The following is a 16,083-nucleotide window of genomic DNA, read 5'->3' on the forward strand; positions in this document are numbered from 1 at the left end:
ATTTCAGTTTTGACTTGTTCAATGAGTGTATTCATGACTTACCTCCAAGTTATGGGATAACCCCAAGGTAAGTGTGGCTCAAATGATAAGAATAGGATCTCCGCGTAGCGGCTTAGTTCAACAATTTAATATTGCGCTCATCGCGCATATCTTTGCCGACTTAACGCTCATTTATCTATTTTGTATAGTTTTAACAAATTACCTAAGGCATTACTATCATTAAGCTTTCTAAAATTTTTAGGTAGAGTTAAATGAACCAATATGCGCTCGGCGCTCATTTTCTGAATATGTGCGCAAAGAGCAGTTTAACCAATCAATTAACGACGATATTCAGCCAACCTCAATGACCGGTTATCGCTCTTACTTACCTTCTAGGTTTTGATCTAATAGTTAAAACTATATAAAACTCAGCACGTATAAAGATTATTGCTCATCGGCGTCGCGAATGCGTTCTTTACGTTCTTGCTCTTCATCAAAGGCGGCTTGAATTTCGTCAAGTACTGAGTCTACATCTGCAGCTTCGCTGTCGTCTTCAAATTCGCCACTGAGTTTTGAGTGCGGGGTTAGGTTAGCATCTGCAAACAATGCCCACATTTCTTTGGCGTATTGCGTGTGTAATAACGCCGGTGCAAATTGCCCATAATAGCGGCGCATGTTATTTACATCACGGGCAAACATGGCTTCTGCGCTATTATTAGCAGAGGCGTTAACCGCTTGGGGTAAATCAATAATTACTGGGCCATTGCTATCTACAAGTACGTTAAACTCCGATAAATCACCATGAATAATCCCAGCGCACAGCATTAATTTGATGTAGTGCATCATTAATGTATGTTGTTCAATGGCTTGTTGTTCAGTTAAATCAACCGCGCCAAGTTGTGGTGCAACATCGCCTTCATCATCACTTACAAGTTCCATTAGCAATACACCGTCAATGCAGCCGTAAGTTTGCGGTACCCGAACACCTGCTGAAGATAAACGCGAGAGTGCGTCAACCTCGGCATTTTGCCAAATTTCTTCTTCTAATTGACGGCCGTAACTTGAACGTTTACCCATAGCACGGGCTTGGCGCCCGCCTCGCACTTTTCGTCCTTCTTGGTACTGTGCAGCTTTTTTAAAACTGCGCTTACTGGCATCTTTGTATACTTTAGCGCAGCGAATGTCATCGCCACAGGCGACTACAAATACATCGGCCTCTTTACCGCTCATCAAACGGCTGATCACTTCATCAATAAAACCATCATCAACTAATGGCTGTAAGCGTTTAGGTATTTTCAAACGACACCTACTAAAAATACAGGGCTGGCTTTTTGTTTTGCTATGTGGTTCAAACGAGGCATACCTTTGGGGATTGAAGAAAGTTATAAATTATTAGTAAACTTTAAAGTTACATTTAATGACTAAATACGCTGCTAGAATAAGCGACTACACAGAAAAAGCCAACCGCCTTTTGTGCTTTTTAAACATTATTGAACAAGAACCGAGATAAAACCAAAAAACGAGTACGGTTTAGCGTACTCGTTTACTTTGTATTATTAAAAAGTGTTTAGAACTGCCACACCAAAGACGCCCAATAACGGCGACCATCTTCAACATAACCATACTCTTGCTCTGTGATCTCTTTATCAAGCAAGTTGTAAATTCCAGCACCGAGTTTAACGCTGTCACTTAGCTGATAATTAGCACCTAAATTGGCAATGGTATAATCAGGAGCAATTAAACTGCTTTGTGAAGGCCCTGTCGTTGGCTGGCTTTCTTCACCACGATATTGCACGCGTAACCATCCGCCTAACTTATCTGTTGGACGCCAATTTAAAGACGTTTGTAAACTATGTTTTGGTAGCTGATTAAGTGGGCTCCCCTTATATTCACCGGTTTTTTGCTCTGAGTCGGTGTAGGTATAACTGGCACTCACATCAATTTCAGTTGAAATATCGTAATCTACTGATAGCTCAATACCTTGGGTTATGGCTTCATCCACATTAATGTAGGTAGTTGGCATGGAACCGAACTGATTTGGGCCATCTGTGCACTGCGTTAATGGGCATGCTATACGAGTTATTTTGTCATCAAATTCATTATAAAAAACGGTTGTCGATATGCTTAAATCGCGTCCAGAATCATAGTAAACACCCATTTCATAGTTGACTGATTGCTCAGGCTTTAAGTCAGGGTTACCATAAATATTACCGCCACGACTCACTTGTCCCCACTGCGCAGTAGATTGGCGAATATTTGGCGCACGGAAACCCGTTGATATGCCGCCTTTGATGGTGATCGCTTTAGATGCGCTATAAACACCGTATAAACGTGGACTCCAATGACCGGCAAAATTGCCATCATGATCGTAACGCAGGCCGGCGGTGAGCTTAAAGTCATCCGTTGCTGCCCACTCGTTTTCACCAAAAACAGACCATTGCTCGTTTTCTACATGGGTTAAGTCGCTAATTTTATTGCTTGTATAATCATCCAATGACTCTTTTAGATAGGTCGCACCAAACGTAGAGTTATGCTCACTAAATAGCGGTAAACTCCATGTCGTTTGAATGTCGGTATTTTCGACAAACATTTCACGTGAGTTATTATCAAACTTATCGTATTTAATGTAACTACGCGACGAGCCAAAGTCATAAAAACCATTGTGTGACATAGAGTATGTTTGTTGCTCATACTCAGTAGTTGCTGATTCAGGGCAGCCACGTCGACCACAACTTTCTCCTGGAGCAAGCTCGGCAACTGTTTTGCCGAGGGTTTCATCTAATGTTTGTTTTGCCGAGCCAAGTTCAAACATTAATTCGTGACTATCATTAGGTGTTAATGTGAACTTAGCTTTTACATTACTTTGTTCTTTGCCTCGAAATCCTGCAGTAAAATCATCTTCATTTCGCTTTGAAAATTGACCGTATAATTGCACGCCCAATAGATCTGGAATAATGCCACCAGAAGTGAAAAAGCTGGCTTGGTTTATATCATCTGACTGGCTTTGCTCTTGAATGGTGCTGTCTAAACGCAGTTCTCCATACCACTGCTCTGGGGCTTTACGGGTAATAATATTGATCACACCACCAATAGCATCAGAGCCATACAACGACGACATAGGGCCACGTATTACTTCAATACGTTCAATCGCTGAAATTGGCGGCGTCCAAGCACCTTCTACGCCCGGGCCATCACTATTTGGTCGTGTTTCTCTTGAACTTTGGCGTTGCCCATCAATAAGAATAAGCGTGTATTGGCTTGCCATACCACGCAAGCTAATATCTTTTCTGTCACCTCCGCCAGTCACTATTACACCCGGAATATCAGCCATTGCGTCGGTTAAGTCACGATAAAAGCGTTTTTCTAGCTGCGCTCTGTCGATAACACTAATACTTGCAGGTGCCTCTTTGAGCATTTGTTCGTAACCAGAAGCAGTGACAACCATTACTTCCATATCTTGTTTTTTTTCATCAGCAAAAGCAGGGTTAGCAATTGCAAAAGTACTTAAAATAAATGCAGTTACCGGCCTTAACTTACAACTTACCGTGTTCATGATATTTCTCCGTGACATTTAGCATGTAAATGATAATAATTAGCGTTTGCGATAATAGTGAGAAGTTCCCTTTCTCACAATGTTATTTTTATTAAAGCTAATTTAAGTAAGGCTTAACGGTATGAGTGATAAGTTAACTAAAACCCTGAATATATTTGTTCGCACAGTACAAACGGGAAGTATGAGTAAAGCTGCCGCTGACCTTTTAATGACAACCTCTGCAATTAGTCAGCAAATAAAACAAATAGAGCAAGATGTAGGTTTGAGTTTATTTAATCGCAGCCCTCGGGAATTAACGCTTACCGAGGCGGGTGAGCTGTATTATCAAAGTTGCTTACAAATGCTTGCCGTTGCAACAGCTACATCAGAACAATTACAGCATTTACAAAATTGTCCGAGTGGGCAACTAAAACTAGCAGCCCCAGTTGGTTTTGGTGGTGGGTTATTAAGCGAGCCTGTAAAGCATTTAATTAACCAATTTAGTGATATAGATGTGCACTTAACGCTTTCTGACGAGCCGATTGATATGATCAGAACAGGTATTGATTTGGTGTTGGCGATTGGTCCTCTCGAAGACTCAAACTTAATTGCACGCCAACTCGCTAGTTGGCCATTAATACTGTGTGTTCATAAAAATCATGCACTAGCACAGCAACCAAAAATCACACTGGATGACCTAAAAGCGCATAACCGCATTGCACATATAGCTGTTGATCCGGCGCTTACGCACCTTACCCTCGGTGAAAGCACAACACTACCAAAAGCACGTATTGCCATTAATAATATGCAAACTGTGATTCAATTTGTTCTCGATGAGTTAGGCTATGCTATTTTGCCAGAGCCTGAAGTACGCAATTTCTTAGCTACAGGAGAACTTTTAGAAATATGCACTGATTGGCAGCTTCCCCATTACGATGTATTTGCTCTAACGCCTGCACGCGACACGTTAGCAGCAAAAACAAAAGCTGCAATTAAAGCACTTAACGCATCATTTTCAGCTATTTAAATAAGCTAAGTTCAGGTTAAGGCTTGTTTATAGTTAACTAATTGCAAGCCAAACTCCTACTAGCACCATTAAACTCCCCGCAATACGATTCATCCACTTAATGTTATTGCCTTTGGTTAAAAATAACCGCAGGCTTTTACCACCTGTTGCATAAATCATCATACAGATAAACTCTGAGAGCAAAATAATGGCCACCAGCACCGCTAACTGGGGCGCAACACTGTATTGTACGTTAATAAAAGGAGGTAATAAGGAAATCATAAACGCCCATCCCTTTGGATTGGCAATGGCGGTTACAAACCCCTGTGAAAATAATGAATATCGGCTCACCGCTGTTGTGTTATGCGTATCAACCGACATCTTTCCTTTCGCACGCCACATATTAATGCCAATGTAGATTAAATAAGCGCCACCTAGCCATTTTAAAATATCAAATGCGCTGGGGTAATTAAGCATTACACTGGCAACACCTAACACCGCGGCTACCGCAACACTGGCGACACCTAATAGCTCACCAATCATCATCCATAAAGTTCGGCGCACGCCTATACTCATGCCTAAAGTCATGGCCAGTGTCATGCACATACCCGGAGTAATAGACACAAAAAAGAACGTAGGAACAAATACCGCAAGTGCAGCTACATCAATCATTTAAAGCTCGCAATAGGTTAAAAAAGTAGTGTTAATTTTGAATGAAAGGGTAAAGGAAAAATAGCTATCGGTAAATTAGAAATAACAGCATCGAGAGTCGGGCTACGGGCAACGAGCTTAGCCCGAGTTAGCAGCGCAGTATTTCGCGCCGCCAAACCTCGAAGCCCTGAGCTCGAAACTCTTAGCAAATTAATTTACTGTTGTTTCAGTGTCTACTTCGTTATCACTTAACAAGTACTTATCAAGCCACTGCTCTTGCTCCCACAGTACATGTAATAAGCTTTTACGGGCACGGTAGCCGTGGGCTTCGTAAGGAAGCATCACTAAACGCGCTTCTTTCCCTAGGCCTTTAAGTGCTGCGTACATACGCTCACTTTGCATTGGGAAAGTGCCGTGAGATTAAGAGTGGATCTTCTTGATCTCACGGCATAATACACTATTGAATCGGTTGTTCTTCCATATCAACTGGTTCAACGTTATCACTTAGCAAGTACTTATCAAGCCACTGCTCTTGCTCCCATAGCACATGTAATAAGCTTTTACGGGCACGGTAGCCATGGGCTTCGTAAGGAAGCATCACTAACCGCGCTTCTTTACCTAGGCCTTTAAGCGCTGCGTACATACGCTCACTTTGCATCGGGAAAGTGCCCGAATTCGGGTCTTCTTGACCGTGGATCATTAACATAGGTTCGTTAATTTTTTCAGCGTGGAAAAACGGTGACATGCTTGCATACACACTTTGTGCTTGCCAAAAATCACGTTCTTCACCTTGAAAACCAAACGGCGTTAATGTGCGGTTATACGCACCACTTCGGGCAATACCAGCCTTAAATAAGTCGCTATGCGCTAATAAGTTAGCCACCATGAATGCACCGTAAGAGTGTCCTGCAATGGCGATATTATCTTTATCAGCAATACCCTTTTCAACCAGTACATCTACCGCTGCTTTGGCGCTAGAAACCAGCTGTTTTCTAAAGTGATCATTTGGCTCACTGCCATCAACACCTACAATCGGCATTTTAGGATCGTCAAATACCGCAATTCCTTTAGCTAAATAAGGCATTGGGCCCCAGTAACCTATGTAGGTAAATTCGTATTCTGATTCGCGTACTTGTGAAGCAACCGCTTTATCTTTATATTCAAGTGGATATGCCCACATCAGAACAGGTAAAGGCCCTTGTGTTTTGTCATACCCTGGCGGTAAATAAAGCGTACCTGAAAGCTCAACACCGTCATCGCGGGTATAACGTAATTGCTCTTTAGTCACCCCTTTAAATGCTGGATACGGATGCTCAAATTGGGTCAGTTGCGTTAAGCTATCTTTATCTAAATCACGAATAAAAAAGTTAGGCTGCTGCGTTTTAGATTCACGAATAGTGATAATACGCTTACCTTCATCGTCTAATAAAGCTCGCACTCGCTCGTAGTAAGGTGCAGCCGATTGCCATACTCGCTTAGTGCTATTTGTTTTTACATCATATTGATCTAAAAATGGAATATTTCCTTGCTCAGATGCACCGTTTCCACGAAGGTAAATGTAACGTCCGCCTACGACTTTTATAACACGCGTGCCTAAGTCGTTTCGTTCATATATGGCACTACCTGGATCTTTATAGGCATCATTGTAGCTTCGCTCTGAAAATAACACGCGGTTACTATCAGCATTACGTGGTTGAATTACATAAGTGCGCACTTGTCGGTCACTAAAGCGCCAATCACTTAGCATAGCAATATTATCATTACCCCATTGTATGCCTGCAAAACGACGCTCTACTTTGGCAAATAATTTAGGGTCGCGTTTAAATGGTGCTCGTAAACTATAAAGGTAATCATGATGCTCAACCTCAGTTTTCATATCGCCGCCATCTTGCGCTTCGGCCCAAATAACCTCCGCACCCTGATCGGCTCGCCACTCAAAATCACGACGACCAGTGCGAACACTGTCATACCCTTGTGGAATGTTGTCGGCAAGGGGTTGCTTTGCCAGCTCGACTAATGCATATCCACGCATTCCCCATATTTGCCATGTAGTTGCAAAACGGCTGTAAGGGACTTGATACGAAAATGGCTCGTCGATGGTCGCGACTAAAATATTGGTTGAATCAGGCGAAATTGAAAACGATTTAAATAAGCCAGCACGGCCAATTGGCTGTGCTTTACCATCAAGCGTGATATACGCTAATTGACCTTGACCATAAAATTTAAATTGTGCTTCATCAAATGGGCTGGTTAATAAGTTTTGATAAGTACGCGCTGGGGCTTTTTCACCGCTACTTTGTTGAATAATTGGTACCGTACTTTGGGTATCATTGGTTAATCTGGGTTTGTCTAAGTTAACCGCTAAATTCGCCACAATCGCTGTGCTATCGGGTAACCACTGATAAGGTGTAGCGGTTAATACTGAATTAAGTGCAAACTCATTTAACTGCTTTGCTTGCTTGGTTTTAACGCTATAAACCCAAAGCCGTGCGTTATCCGGTTGTTCAACAATAAACGCTAAATACTCGCTATTTGCTGACCAGCGAGGAGAGCGAATGATCCCCTGCGGCAAATTATTTACGTTAACCACAGTACCACTTTCTACATGCTTAAGTTCTAAAGCACTGTATTTGGCACTTACCCGTGAGCGTGAAAAATTAGCTGGGTTGAGCTTGATCCCCGCAAGCTTAAATTCTTCTTTTGCCAGCTCATCAAGCGACACAACACGCTTGCGTTCAAACAAAGCCAGCCACTGTCCATCACTTGATAAAGAACTAGTTGGTGCTAACTTAGCATCTACGAGCGTAGCAAGCGCTGGTGAAGGGGTTTGATATCCTTGCTCTGCATAACTTGCAGGCAATAAAACAATGCAGCCTACCAAGGCAATTAACAGCCTAAAAGCATTCATGTTTTCATCCTTTTTATTGTTAAATATTACCGGATATATAAACACGTTTTGCACCATTCATAAAGTGTTAAGCTAAGTAATGACTTAAGTAGCCTGAATACGCTAAAATACACGCCTATTTACTCAACGCTAAAATCGGTTGTTTATGTCCATTAATTTGCAGCATTTTAGTTTTTCGAAATCATACTCTGCTTTTTAAATACCGTTACAGCTTTTAAAAATATACCACAGTGTTTGAGTCTGTTTTTCCATCAAATAATTAGAGAATCTAGCCAATGAAAAAAGTGCTGGTAATTGGCTATGTATGGCCAGAGCCCAATTCATCTGCTGCAGGTACGCACATGATGTCGTTACTAAATGCGTTTAGGGCGCAAAACTGGGATGTTGAGTTCGCCACGCCCGCACTGCCTACCGAACACATGGTTGACCTTGCCGACTTTGGTATAACCAGCCAAAGTATCGCTCTTAACTGCGATAGTTTTGATGACTATGTTAAAGCTTACAACCCCGATTTAGTGATGTTCGATCGTTTTATGATGGAAGAGCAATTTGGTTGGCGCGTAGATAAGCATTGTCCTAATGCACTTAAAATTTTGGATACCGAAGATTTACAGTGTCTGCGTAATGCACGCCACGAAGCGCATAAAGGTGAGCGCGAATTCAACCACAGCGATTTACTATCAGACATAGCTAAACGTGAAATAGCCGCTATTTTACGCTGCGATCTCAGCTTAATTATCTCAAGCTATGAGATGGAACTACTCAATGAAGTGTTTAAAGTTGAGCCTAGTGTGTTGCATCATTTACCTTTTATGGTTGATTTAAGTGCCTTACCTGAGCAAACTAAATCGTATCAACAACGCCAACACTTTATGACCATTGGTAATTTCAGACATGCCCCAAACTGGGATGCGGTACTCTATTTACAAAAAATTTGGCCGCTTATCCGCAAACAACTACCGCAAGCAGAATTACATATTTATGGCTCTTACCCACCACCAAAAGCCACCGCACTTAATAATCCTAAAACCGGCTTTTTAATTAAAGGCTGGGCCGATGATGCGTATGAAGTAATGCAAAGTGCGCGGATTTGCTTAGCTCCTTTGCGTTTTGGGGCAGGTATTAAAGGTAAACTTTTAGAAGCCATGATCATGCAAACCCCAAGCATCACCACGCCTATTGGCAGCGAAGGTATGCACAGCACGTTGCCGTGGCCAGGTGTGGTAACAGCAGATACGCAAGCTTTTGCAGATGCCGCAGTCTCTTTATACAACAACGAGGCTAAATTTAGTGAAGCACAAGCCGCTGGCGGCCTTCTGCTTAATACTCTGTATGACAAAGTACAGTTAAGTGCTCAATTAATTGAAAAAATCGACTCAATAAGCAGTCATTTAGATGCTCACCGGATGAAAAATTTCACGGGTCAAATGCTCAAACACCATACCATGCGCAGCACACAATATATGTCGCAGTGGATAGCAGAAAAAAATAAAAAATAACATTAAAAATCACTAGACAGGCGGCGATTTGTGTTTAAAATCGCCGCAAATAAACTTGGGCAATTTTAGCATTATTGCCTATATTTTTAGCTTAGTTATTTAATAGTTGGTTCAAAACAAATTTGAAAACCGCAACGTTTACTGAAAAACGCAAATTTATCGTTAAATTGGGCAAAATGCTCCATAAATACGGTACACCTGCCTATCGCTTAGAAGCCCACTTAATGGAAGTGGCGACTTATTTAGATCTTAAATCATCGTTTGTTATGTCGCCCACGTCGGTTACCTTTGTTATTTGGACCGATGGCCATGAAGATGAATATACCCATGTTGCCCGCGTTGACCCAGGCGATCACGATTTAGGTTCACTTGCCGATACCGATGACCTAGTTAATAAAATGCTTAATGGTGAGCTCACGTTGCAAGAGGTTGATCAGCAACTTGATATTATTTTTGATGCCCCAAATCCATATAACAGAGTGCTGACAGGCGTTGCCTTTGCCACCTCTGGCGGCGCATTTGCAATGCTTATGGGCACCAGTTGGAATGATGTTCTGTGGTCTGGGTTATTAACCTTTATTGTATACTTATTTGTATTGTGGTCGGCCCGTTCGAAACGTGTGGCTCACATGCTTGAGCCATTAGTGGCAATAGTGTCGGCTATTCTTGCTTGTGCTATTAGCGTTCATTTAGATGCACACATCAACATTCGATTAATTGTGCTTTCTGCCATTATTGTGTTTATACCCGGTTTAGCCCTTGCACTTGGCCTTGCTGAACTCGCAGCCAGACATTTAGTATCGGGCACAGCTCGCGTTATGGACTCATTTATGTTGCTGTTTAAGCTTTATTTTGGGGCTTTTATTGGTCTTGCTATTGGCTTTGCGGTCTTTGGGCAAGCCGATTTCGTACAACCAGAGCCGTTACCAAAGTGGACTGCATGGCTCGCTATTTTACTTTTATGTAGTAGCTTAATCGTTATTTTTAGAACTAAGCTTAAACATGCAATCTGGTCTATTGCCTCAGGCTTTATAGCTTATGGCACCAGTATTGGGCCTGCTATATATTTAGATTTAAATTACACGTTAGGCACCTTTATTGGTGCATTTTCAGTCGGTGTATTTAGCAACTTATTTAACCGTGTTGCCAATGCTCCGGCCTCTATTGTAGCTATGCAGGGATTAATTGTATTAGTGCCTGGGAGCAAAACGTATATTGGTTTAAACTCACTAATTGAAGGCCAAGACTTTGTTTATGCAGATCATATTGGTCAGCAAACGTTTTTAATTTTCATGTCGCTCGTGGCCGGACTTATTTTTGCTAACGTAGCGCTTCCTCCTAAAAAAAGTCTATAACATTAAGCGCGGTTTCACACCGCGCTATAGCATTATTGCCTTCATTAAACCCCCTCTTTTGAGGATTAATCGCATTTTTTAGTATATTAAGAACACCTTGCTATAATGGCTGAAATCTAATAAAGCAAAGGAAATAACAATGCTAAAAACTAGCTTAGCGATAGCAATTGGGCTTTCAAGCTCACTTGCATTTGCGCAATCAGCAATCACTGTTGAAGACATTCCAAAAGTAAAATCGGTAATACAAACAACTGTTAGCCCCGATGGCGACAGTGTTGCATTTACCCGTTCGTTACCTCGCACGCTTTACGTTGACGAAAATGGTAGCAATTACAGTGAGCTTTACGTTGTTGACGATAAAGGTGTTGAACGCCCTTTTATTACCGGCTCGGTTAATATTAAAAGCCTACAATGGTCGAACGACAGTAAAACAATTTACTTTTTAGCGAAATTAAAAGACGACAAATATACTTCGCTTTACCAAATACCTGTTGATGGCGGCCAAGCACAAGCGGTTATGTCATTAAAAGACACATCTATTTCAAGCTATCAGTTAAGCCCTGATAACAAGCAAGTCGCTATTTTAGCAATGCCAGCTGCTGATAAGTCAGAAAAAGAACTTAAAAAACTTGGCTTTAAAGCAGAAGTGTACGAGCAAGGCCTTAAAAACAAGCAGCTTTTTATTGTAGATTTAGCTAAAGCCGACAAGCCACTTACTCCAACCGCACTCAATGTTGATAGCTACGTGAGTGACGTTAATTGGGCTGCGAATGGTGAAAAGCTTCTGGTTAAAACTCAACCTACTGCACTAATTGATGATAAATACACAAAATCGATGTGGCACTTGTTTGATATTGCCAGCAACAAAGTCACCTTATCGTTTAAAACTGAAGGTAAGCTAGGCGATGCCGAGCTTTCGCATGACGGTAAATACATTGCTATTTTAGGTGCTGAAGATAAGCACGACCCTGCAACTGGCCGCTTATTTATTGCCGATACTAAAACCGCCGAAATCACTGAATGGTTACCTAACTTTATGGGCCACGTTGTTGACTTTGAATGGTCGCATAAACGTAACACGCTTAACTTTATTGCCAATGTTGGCACAGAAAGTTTTGTTGCGAGCATTAAAACCGGCTCTAACAAATACAAAAAGCTAGTAAAAGAAGGTAAATTTATTGCCTCTCAGCTAAGTGTTTCTGATTCAGATAAAACCCTAGCACTTCGTGGTAACACGGCAAAACACCCTAACGAAGTCTTTATTGTGCGCAGTAACAAGGCAAAACGTTTAACTGATTCAAACAGCTGGTTAAACGACAAACGCTTTGCTAAACAAGAAACAATTACCCTTAAAGCGCGTGACGGTGTAGAGCTTGATGGTGTTCTAGTTTACCCACTCGATTATGAAAAAGGCACACGCTACCCACTAATTATGTCGGTACACGGTGGCCCTGAAAGTCATGATAAAAACGGTTGGGTAACTAACTACTCGCGTCCTGGTCAAATGGGCGCTGCACGTGGTTACGCGGTATTTTACCCTAATTACCGAGGTTCAACAGGTAAAGGCGTAGATTACTCTAAACTAGGTCAAAACGATTACGCAGGTAAAGAGTTTGACGACTTAGTTGATTTTAAAAATCACCTTGTTGATATGGGATTAGTTGATACTAAACGCGTGGGTATTACCGGTGGTTCTTACGGCGGTTATGCATCAGCCTGGGGCGCTACAAAGCTAACCGAGCACTTTGCTGCCAGCGTTATGTTTGTGGGTGTCACTAATCAGCTATCTAAATTTGGTACTACTGATATTTCAAACGAAATGAACCTAGTTCATGCGCGTTCATACCCATGGGATAAATGGCAATGGTACCTAGAGCGCAGCCCAATTTACTGGGCGGGTCAATCTGAAACGCCACTGCTTATTATGCATGGTAAAGACGATCCTCGCGTTCACCCTGCACAATCTATGGAACTTTACCGTTACATGAAAGTGCAAGGTAAAGATGTTCGCCTTGTTTACTACCCAGGCGAAGGCCATGGTAACCGTAAAGTAGCGGCACAGTACGATTACAGCTTGCGTTTAATGCGTTGGATGGACAACTACTTAATGGAAGGCAAAAAAGACATGCCTGCATTTGAAATTGACCATGCAGCTAAATTAAAAGCAGTGAAAGACGCTAACAAATAAGTATTAGCTTAATAGCAAAGGCCAACATAAATATGTTGGCCTTTTTGTTTGTAATGCCAGGCATGCTTAGTGGCAAAGCGCTGCTTATGTTACACTCTGACTAATTATTCTGATAACTGCTAATCACACTATTGCCATGTCAAACCCTGCTAGCTGCTTTACCACTTTTAATGAAAATATAGATAACCTTGCACTGCCTGAGCAGTTTACGTTTCCCTTTTATTATAAACCTCATCCGCTGGCTGTGGCTGCTGCAAAACAATTACAACTACAATTAAAAAAGCTAGATAAGGCTATTTTAGATACAGATGATATTGATGCCGGTAAAATGTTTGGCGTATTGGTTGTTCAAGATAAGTCGCAACAGCTAGGCTTTATTAGCGCCTACTCTGGGCAAATAGCGGGGATAGATGAGCAATTGTATTTTGCGCCAAATGTGGCACTTAAACATATTGACGATGCAGAATTTAGTCAGCAAAGCCAAGTGATTAACGACATTAATGCGCAAATTACAGCCTTGCAAAACAGTGATAATTATCAACAAATTGAGCAACAGTTAGTGACTGCTCGCCAACACTATGAGCAACAACTTATCGCCAAGCAACAAGCGATGCAAGTAACTCGAAAACAGCGAAAAAAGCAACGACAAGTTGCCAGCAAGCAACTCAATAATGATGAGTTTGAAAAACTGAAGAACCAATTAGCTGGGCAGAGCATTGTTGAGAAAAAACAACTACAAGCATTAAAGCAACAGTGGCAAACACGCATTGCAGCGCTTGAACAAGCACAACTCACAATAGATGATGAAATTAACGGATTAAAAAAACGCCGTAAAGTACTCTCTAAAAATTTACAAAAAAAGCTATTCGCTCAATACCAGTTTTTAAATGCAAACGGCGAAGTGACCGATTTGAATGCAATTTTTGCCAAACTGCCCGAGCACACACCGCCTTCAGGCGCGGGAGATTGTGCCGCGCCAAAATTATTACAATGTGCTTATAAACATAATTTAAAGCCCCTGGCTATGGCCGAATTTTGGTGGGGCGCACCGCCTAAGTCGGCAATAAGACATCATTTACATTATTACCCATCGTGCTATAGCAAATGCCAGCCTATTTTAGGGCATATGCTAGAGGGGTTAAATGTTGAAGACAACCCGCTTTTGGTCAACCCTGCACAGGGTAAAGACCTAACGATTGTTTATCAAGACGATGATTTGTTAGTGGTAAATAAACCAGCTGAATTTTTATCTGTGCCAGGCATTAATATTGACGATTCGGTATATATGCGAATCAAAACTCAGTTCCCACACGCTTCGGGGCCACTTATTGTGCACCGATTAGACATGTCGACTTCAGGGCTGTTAATGATTGCGTTAAATAAACGGGTGCATAAAGCACTGCAAAAACAGTTTATAGAGCGTAGTGTAGAAAAACGATATATTGCTTTAGTGGCGGGTAATATTGCTGCTGAGAGTGGCAGCATAGAGTTACCTTTAGTGCTTGATTTTGATGATAAGCCACGGCAAATGGTGTGTTACAAAACGGGGAAGCCGTCATTAACAACATGGCAGGTACTGGAACGTAAAAATAATACCACCCGCTTACAACTTTATCCTAAAACAGGACGTACTCATCAATTGCGTGTTCACTGTGCCCACCACTTAGGATTAAATACACCCATTGTGGGCGACACTCACTACGGTGAAAAGGCAGAACGACTGCATTTGCATGCCGAGTATTTAGCTTTTACCCATCCTATTAGTCATGAACGATTAGAATTTGAAGTAGCCGCTGATTTTTAAATCAGCGCTGCTTTTAGTTGTATCGGATTCTAAAACAGTGCCATTTTTTCATATTGCAAAGTAGGTAACTTTTACCGTTGCAATATAGAAAAAATTACCCGCATTATGCAAAGCCACAATCCAAACAATATAAATATCTATAAAATTCATACTGTTAAAAATTGGCATTAGCTTTGCTTTTGTTATTGTACGTATTTGTTATTGCAACTTATACCAATTCGCTTATTTAAGTGATCTATTTTGAGGATGGAAAAACGTGTTGATAGCAAGGCAAAGAATTCGCTATTTAGTTGTTCTAAATGAGGATTTTTTAACGCAGGTAGCGACAGGTTTAGTCCCGCAAAATGATTAAGTAATATTGCGGATTGGTATTAATTTAATTGAAAGCGCCATAAAGTGCTTTTAATTACACACAGTAAATGGCTTGCTAAGCGCTTACTGTGCACAACAGAACTTCCTACACTCCCTGTGTACTTTATTGGTTATAGGCTAACGCTTATAACCATTTTTTTTGCTTATTATTTAACGGTAAATTTTACGTCTTGATCGCGTAATAAATAAAGCGCAAAACACGCAGCCCACATAGGCCATGCTGCAAAAAACAGTAAATTATTAAAGCCATCTATGTACTGGTTGTAAGAAGAAAGCGTTGATAGTCCATGCATTATAAAAATAACACCGTAAGTAATACGTTTTTTAAAACCGACTAAAAATGCTATTACTAATAATAATTGCAGTGCACCTAAAATATAAGCAATAGTATCGGTAGAGCCACTGATCCCATAAAAATGTTCAAAAATACGGGCGCTATGCCCCGGATTTACAAATTTATCTAGTGTCCACATTACCATCACAATAAACACCCCTAAGCGCAGCGATAAAAGCGACCATTGCAAACGAGTTTGTACATCTGTATTGATCGAATCTGTCATAAAATTTCCTTAAAAAAGATATAAATAAACTAATTGGCAAGTAAGACCGTATAAACGTATTTTTATTTTCAATTAATTAAAATTAAACCTAAACTGATCTTAAGTTGAGTTATTTAAAGACACTATTATTTAAGCGCTAAGATAAAAAATAAAAATATTAGCAATTGATTGAAAGATATTTTTATCTGTCTTGGTCTTTTCTGTACATCAACATATAACAATAGAGAAA

At 41.0% G+C, this 16,083-nt stretch carries 10 protein-coding genes and 1 pseudogene; 5 read left to right on the forward strand and 6 right to left on the reverse strand.

Annotated elements, in window-relative coordinates; all coding sequences use genetic code 11:
- Positions 1-423: 423 nt before the first annotated feature.
- Both BW139_RS03535 and BW139_RS03540 read right to left on the reverse strand, forming a co-directional pair.
- Positions 424-1,278 (reverse strand): PA4780 family RIO1-like protein kinase, encoded by an 855-nt coding sequence (locus tag BW139_RS03535; RefSeq protein ID WP_010389247.1) that lies wholly within the window; start codon positions 1,276-1,278, stop codon positions 424-426.
- Positions 1,279-1,546: 268 nt separating this feature from the next.
- Positions 1,547-3,532, reverse strand: coding sequence for a ligand-gated channel protein (locus BW139_RS03540; RefSeq protein ID WP_076918698.1), 1,986 nt, complete (start codon positions 3,530-3,532; stop codon positions 1,547-1,549).
- A 121-nt stretch (positions 3,533-3,653) separates the two neighbouring features.
- On the opposite strand from BW139_RS03540, the gene BW139_RS03545 reads away from it, so the two are divergent.
- A complete protein-coding gene (locus BW139_RS03545) occupies positions 3,654-4,538 on the forward strand; it encodes a LysR family transcriptional regulator (RefSeq protein ID WP_076918699.1) in 885 nt (294 codons plus the stop codon).
- Positions 4,539-4,571: 33 nt separating this feature from the next.
- On the opposite strand, the gene BW139_RS03550 is transcribed toward BW139_RS03545, so the two are convergent.
- From BW139_RS03550 to BW139_RS03560, 3 genes and pseudogenes are all read right to left on the reverse strand, one after another.
- Positions 4,572-5,189, reverse strand: coding sequence for a LysE family translocator (locus BW139_RS03550; RefSeq protein ID WP_076918700.1), 618 nt, complete (start codon positions 5,187-5,189; stop codon positions 4,572-4,574).
- Positions 5,190-5,378: 189 nt separating this feature from the next.
- A pseudogene (locus BW139_RS03555) lies at positions 5,379-5,582 on the reverse strand (alpha/beta hydrolase family protein); the annotation flags it as partial.
- Between the two features lie 43 nt (positions 5,583-5,625).
- Complete coding sequence (locus tag BW139_RS03560; RefSeq protein WP_076918702.1) at positions 5,626-8,076, reverse strand: prolyl oligopeptidase family serine peptidase; 2,451 nt, start codon at positions 8,074-8,076, stop codon at positions 5,626-5,628.
- Between the two features lie 275 nt (positions 8,077-8,351).
- On the opposite strand from BW139_RS03560, the gene BW139_RS03565 reads away from it, so the two are divergent.
- The 4 genes from BW139_RS03565 to BW139_RS03580 all read left to right on the forward strand — a co-directional run bounded on the left by BW139_RS03565 (position 8,352) and on the right by BW139_RS03580 (position 14,922).
- Positions 8,352-9,575 carry a glycosyltransferase gene (locus BW139_RS03565; RefSeq protein ID WP_076918703.1) on the forward strand — a complete coding sequence of 408 codons (1,224 nt, stop codon included), beginning with the start codon at positions 8,352-8,354 and terminating at the stop codon, positions 9,573-9,575.
- 122 nt (positions 9,576-9,697) lie between these two features.
- A complete protein-coding gene (locus BW139_RS03570; RefSeq protein ID WP_075169987.1) occupies positions 9,698-10,930 on the forward strand; it encodes a threonine/serine exporter ThrE family protein in 1,233 nt (410 codons plus the stop codon).
- Positions 10,931-11,069: 139 nt separating this feature from the next.
- Positions 11,070-13,118, forward strand: a complete 2,049-nt coding sequence (locus BW139_RS03575) for a S9 family peptidase (RefSeq protein WP_075169990.1) — start codon at positions 11,070-11,072, stop codon at positions 13,116-13,118.
- A 136-nt stretch (positions 13,119-13,254) separates the two neighbouring features.
- Entirely contained in the window at positions 13,255-14,922 is a 1,668-nt protein-coding gene (locus tag BW139_RS03580; RefSeq protein WP_076918704.1) for an RluA family pseudouridine synthase, read from the forward strand.
- Between the two features lie 518 nt (positions 14,923-15,440).
- Here the strand turns inward: BW139_RS03580 and BW139_RS03585 are convergent.
- Complete coding sequence (locus tag BW139_RS03585) at positions 15,441-15,854, reverse strand: hypothetical protein (protein WP_054201343.1); 414 nt, start codon at positions 15,852-15,854, stop codon at positions 15,441-15,443.
- Positions 15,855-16,083 lie beyond the last annotated feature (229 nt).

It is taken from the genome of Pseudoalteromonas sp. SK18 (assembly GCF_001974855.1).
Classification (GTDB): Bacteria; Pseudomonadota; Gammaproteobacteria; order Enterobacterales; family Alteromonadaceae; genus Pseudoalteromonas.